At 46.6% G+C, this 3962-nt stretch carries 6 protein-coding genes and 1 pseudogene; 6 read left to right on the forward strand and 1 reads right to left on the reverse strand.

The features are described 5' to 3' along the window. The 4 genes from RMO79_RS05895 to RMO79_RS05910 form a co-directional block, all read left to right on the forward strand. The coding region (locus RMO79_RS05895) for a tetratricopeptide repeat protein (protein WP_310482125.1) at nucleotides 1-1959 on the forward strand (1959 nt) is incomplete at its 5' end. A 149-nt stretch (nucleotides 1960-2108) separates the two neighbouring features. Beyond that, nucleotides 2109-2426, forward strand: a complete 318-nt coding sequence (locus RMO79_RS05900; protein ID WP_310482126.1) for a hypothetical protein — start codon at nucleotides 2109-2111, stop codon at nucleotides 2424-2426. Between the two features lie 6 nt (nucleotides 2427-2432). After that, the gene (locus tag RMO79_RS05905; RefSeq protein ID WP_310482127.1) at nucleotides 2433-2681 is read left to right on the forward strand and encodes a hypothetical protein; all 249 of its coding nucleotides are present in this window, start codon (nucleotides 2433-2435) and stop codon (nucleotides 2679-2681) included. Then, nucleotides 2681-2881, forward strand: a complete 201-nt coding sequence (locus tag RMO79_RS05910; protein ID WP_310482128.1) for a hypothetical protein — start codon at nucleotides 2681-2683, stop codon at nucleotides 2879-2881. The genes RMO79_RS05905 and RMO79_RS05910 overlap by 1 nt, the downstream gene beginning before the upstream one ends. Before the next feature lie 15 nt (nucleotides 2882-2896). On the opposite strand, the gene RMO79_RS05915 is transcribed toward RMO79_RS05910, so the two are convergent. Beyond that, entirely contained in the window at nucleotides 2897-3121 is a 225-nt protein-coding gene (locus RMO79_RS05915; RefSeq protein WP_310482129.1) for a hypothetical protein, read from the reverse strand. Between the two features lie 120 nt (nucleotides 3122-3241). On the opposite strand from RMO79_RS05915, the gene RMO79_RS05920 reads away from it, so the two are divergent. Then, nucleotides 3242-3460, forward strand: a complete 219-nt coding sequence (locus tag RMO79_RS05920; protein ID WP_396136535.1) for a 2-oxoisovalerate dehydrogenase — start codon at nucleotides 3242-3244, stop codon at nucleotides 3458-3460. After that, nucleotides 3457-3706, forward strand: a pseudogene (locus RMO79_RS05925) (type II toxin-antitoxin system HicA family toxin). Before RMO79_RS05920 ends, RMO79_RS05925 begins: the two are co-directional and overlap by 4 nt. Nucleotides 3707-3962 lie beyond the last annotated feature (256 nt).

Genomic DNA, 3962 nt, shown 5'->3' on the forward strand with positions numbered 1-3962 from the left:
CCACAGCGAAAACCAAATCAATATCCGCCAATTCGGCATTGGGTCGGACGCGATGAGCTACTAACCGAGCTACATAACCACTTGCAGCAAGGCTATCAAGTGATGGTGCTACGCGGGCAAGGCGGCATTGGTAAGACGAGTTTGGCGGTGAAACTGATGGCGGCTTGTGGGATCGATCCATTAACATCGACACCGATAGCGAATTGTAGTTATGACAATGCGCTGTTCTTTAAAGTTGAGAATGGTAAAGGTTTTGATGCGATCTCATCAGCATTTCTAGCTGCTTTTGGACTGGGTGCAGATCGCGCTTCTACGCCAGCCCAAACGATCGATCTCATCTTGGCACGACTCCAAGAGGAACGGTGGCTGATAGTCATCGATAACCTGGAATCTGTGATGGAGATCGATCGCAGGCGTGCTGAATCTACTGACGTAGGTGAATTACTCAATCGCTTCGCTAATGTGGCACACAAGTCTCAGATCGTGATTACCAGCCGGACATTTCCAGACGATTTGAACTATCGACGTGGTAGGTCTTTGAATCCTAGTGTTGTCGATCGACTCATTCCTGGTATCTCAAAGGAGGCAAGTATCCAACTCCTCAATGATTTAGGAGCTAGAGAGAACCAAGACGATCTGGAATGGATCGCAGAGAAAGTGAATAATGTGCTGATTCTGGGATGGTTGGCTGCTTATTCCCGCAACCAACCAGGCAGATTACGCAATAAACCGAAGATAGTAACCAATGAAGCCGAACCGATCGTCCGAGAACAGTGGGAGTTGCAAGGTGCGCCAGCTCAAGATTTGTTACAGCGGATGTGTGTATTGCGGATCGCGATGGATGTCCCTGCGCTAACAAGGCTGAGATTGTTGCAAGCGGATGATAAGGCGATGGAATTCACGCCAGAATCGGAGGAAGTAACGGAGGAGTTATTAATTGGGTTGGGCAAATCGGATCTGGTGCAATGTTTGTACGATGAATCGCTGTTTGAAAATCGCTATGTTTTACATCCATTGATGGCGGAAACATTGCAAGCTATTTTTGCAGAGGATCGGCAGCAATTGTGCGACTTTGCCGCTAGACTGTATGGTTCTTTCGATCGACCAGCAGAGTATCGTAGTTTAGAAGATTTACAATTTCTGCTGGAAGAGGCTCACTTTCACTGGGAATCTCGATCGATCGAGAATAGTGAACGTCTAGTGTCGATCGTGATTAACGATCTCTTGCCCAAGCTCAAAATGTGGTGCTATTGGGATTTGGAAGAGTTATGGTTAACGCGCCTTCTCGCTATTGCTATTAAAGTAGATAATAAAAGGCTGATAGCAACTTATTTGGTCTCACTGGGGTATACCGCCCGCAATCGGAGTGACTATGATAAAGCTGAAGACCTCTACAATAAAGCTCTCGACGTTTGGACTCAATTAGACAATCGAGCGGAAATCGCAGCTACTTGGATTTTACTGGGAGATATCGCCCGTTATAGGAGGGATCGAGACTATGATAAAGCTGAAGACCTCTACAACAAAGCTCTCGACGTTTATACTCAATTAGACGATCGAGGGGGGATGGCAACTTCTTGGTGTGTACTGGGACTCATCTCCCACAAGCGGGATCGAGACTATGATAAAGCCGAAGACCTCTACAACAAAGCTCTCGACGTTTGGACTCGATTAGACAATCGAGAGGGGATGGCAAATTCTTTGATTTCATTGGGTGAGAATGAGTTTATGCGCGGGGATCTTAGTGCTGCGGAAATATGGTTGAAAAAGGCACTCTCCGCAACGGAAGATCTCCAAATGACTTGGGATATTGCCATGATTGATTGGAGGTTAGCCCAGCTTTATCGCGCTAGAGATAATGAAGAAAAGGCACAACATTATTACGCGATCTCCCATGCCTTGTATACCAAGCTCAGGGCGAAGGGACATTTAGAGATAATTGAACAAGAATGGCTCTAAATCTTGATGTTCTCCTCCAGAGCAAGAGAACTTAGTAGCGGCGATTGGGAGTGCGATTCTCCGTTGGGGATGCTAACGCTAACGATTTACCAAAGCCTAAAACCACCCCAGCCAGCTAAAATAGAGACACCAAGCAACGAGGCAAAACAATGAGTCCCGTATTAGCAGAAATTTTACAGCAGATCGATCGACTCCCCTTAGTCGAACAGACAAAAATCCTCAGACAGCTAGAACAGAAAATTGAGACTGCAACGGCTCACAACGCTGCACTGCAAAATCCAGCCAACACTTCCCAGCAGCAATGGCAACAAGCCGTCGATCGGATTCGCGATCGAACCCTGACTTCCCTCGATCTTCAAAGAGCCAGTATTTCCGATCTGTTCGCCAAATTTAACGCAGATGACGATCGAGAAGAACAGCAACAAACCCTAGAAATCATCAACTCCATCCCCAGAACATCGATCTAATCCCTAATGACCCAAATTGTTTTGCTGGACTCCACCCCAGTTGGATTAATTACCAACCCCAAAGCAACTCCTTTGGCGATTGAATGTCAGCAATGGTTAGAGAGCTTACTCGATCGAGGATTCCATGTGCTTCTTCCTGAAATCATCGATTACGAAATTCGGAGGGAATTGCTCAGAGTCAACAAAATGAAGAGTATTCGCCGACTCGATGAACTAAAATCCGCGCTCACATATTTCCGATTACTACCGAAGTAATGCTCAAAGCAGCCCAACTGTGGGCACAAGTTAGGCAACAAGGCAAACCAACCGCTGATAATAAAGCTTTAGACGGAGATGTGATTTTAGCCGCTCAAGCTATCCTCATTGGTAGTGATGAATATCCCTCAATCGTGGCTACTAGCAACCCCAAACACCTTTCTCTATTTGTCAATGCGACAGACTGGCAAGATATCTAGATTTGATGACCTGCTTCATAACTCAGTAACCGTATCCACCACCACCTCAACACCCAACCCATCCCCCAAATCCAAAACATCCCCCAACTCAAACCCGAACTCCTCAACCTCAAACCCCACCTCGCCCTCATCCTCTACCACCGCACCCCCACACCAACCCTCATTCAAGCAATCACCAAACTTCACACACCCAAACAGATCCAAATAATCTGGCTCACCACCACCGATAATGTGCCCCATGGCATCCGCCCAGAGCCAGAGAACTTAGTAGCAGAGATTTGGAGTGCGATCGATCGATTCACTGACTAGGTACGATAAGATCGACATACAGTAACCACGCTATCAATATCTTTAGGGTCGATCGTGTCAACAACAGAAATTATCTTCTTAGTAGAACAAGCTCCTGAAGGTGGCTATACAGCCCAGGCTCTCAACGAGTCGATTTTCACCGAAGCTGACGATCTAGAAACATTAAAGATCGCGGTCAAAGATGCCGTAAATTGTCATTTCGATACGCCCGAACATTGCCCTAAAATCATCAGGCTGCACATCGTTAGAGACGAGGTATTCGCGGCGTGAAAGTTCCGAGAGATTTATCCAGCACTCAATTAATTAGACTCCTATCTAACTTCGGCTATGAAATCACCCGTCAAACGGGCAGTCACATTCGTTTAACCACTCAATCAAACGGACAGCAAGCACCACATCACAATCCCCGCCCACGATCCACTCAAAATCGGGACTTTAAATGCTATTCTGCGAAGTGTCGCTGAACACTTCGGCTTGACTAAGGATGAATTTCTAGAACAGATGTTTGGCGAGTAAATCTCGATATTTTCCTGATGCTCTCCCTCCAGAGCAAGAGAACTTAGTAGCAGCGATTTGGAGTGCGATTCTCCGTTGGAGAGGCTAACGCCAACGATTCTCATTCAGAGCAACGAAGCCGACGTTTTACGTCGTTTAAAAGATGAAAGAAACTGCTCTAGGATACTGACCAGGGATTATGCTAGAGAAGTGCTCTGACAGTTAAGACCGAAGCCTCACTGGTGCGATAGCAGCCCGAATCAGAGCATGGTGCTGA

Source organism: Chamaesiphon sp. VAR_48_metabat_403, from assembly GCF_031422475.1.
Classification (GTDB): domain Bacteria; phylum Cyanobacteriota; class Cyanobacteriia; order Cyanobacteriales; family Chamaesiphonaceae; genus Chamaesiphon.

Excerpts from the sequence above, each read along its gene's own strand:
- RMO79_RS05900 (WP_310482126.1), top strand. The coding sequence starts at position 2,109 with ATGAGTCCCGTATTAGCAGAAATTTTACAGCAGATCGATCGACTCCCC.
- RMO79_RS05905 (WP_310482127.1), top strand. The coding sequence starts at position 2,433 with ATGACCCAAATTGTTTTGCTGGACTCCACCCCAGTTGGATTAATTACC.
- RMO79_RS05910 (WP_310482128.1), top strand. The coding sequence starts at position 2,681 with ATGCTCAAAGCAGCCCAACTGTGGGCACAAGTTAGGCAACAAGGCAAA.
- RMO79_RS05915 (WP_310482129.1), bottom strand. The coding sequence starts at position 3,121 with ATGGGGCACATTATCGGTGGTGGTGAGCCAGATTATTTGGATCTGTTT.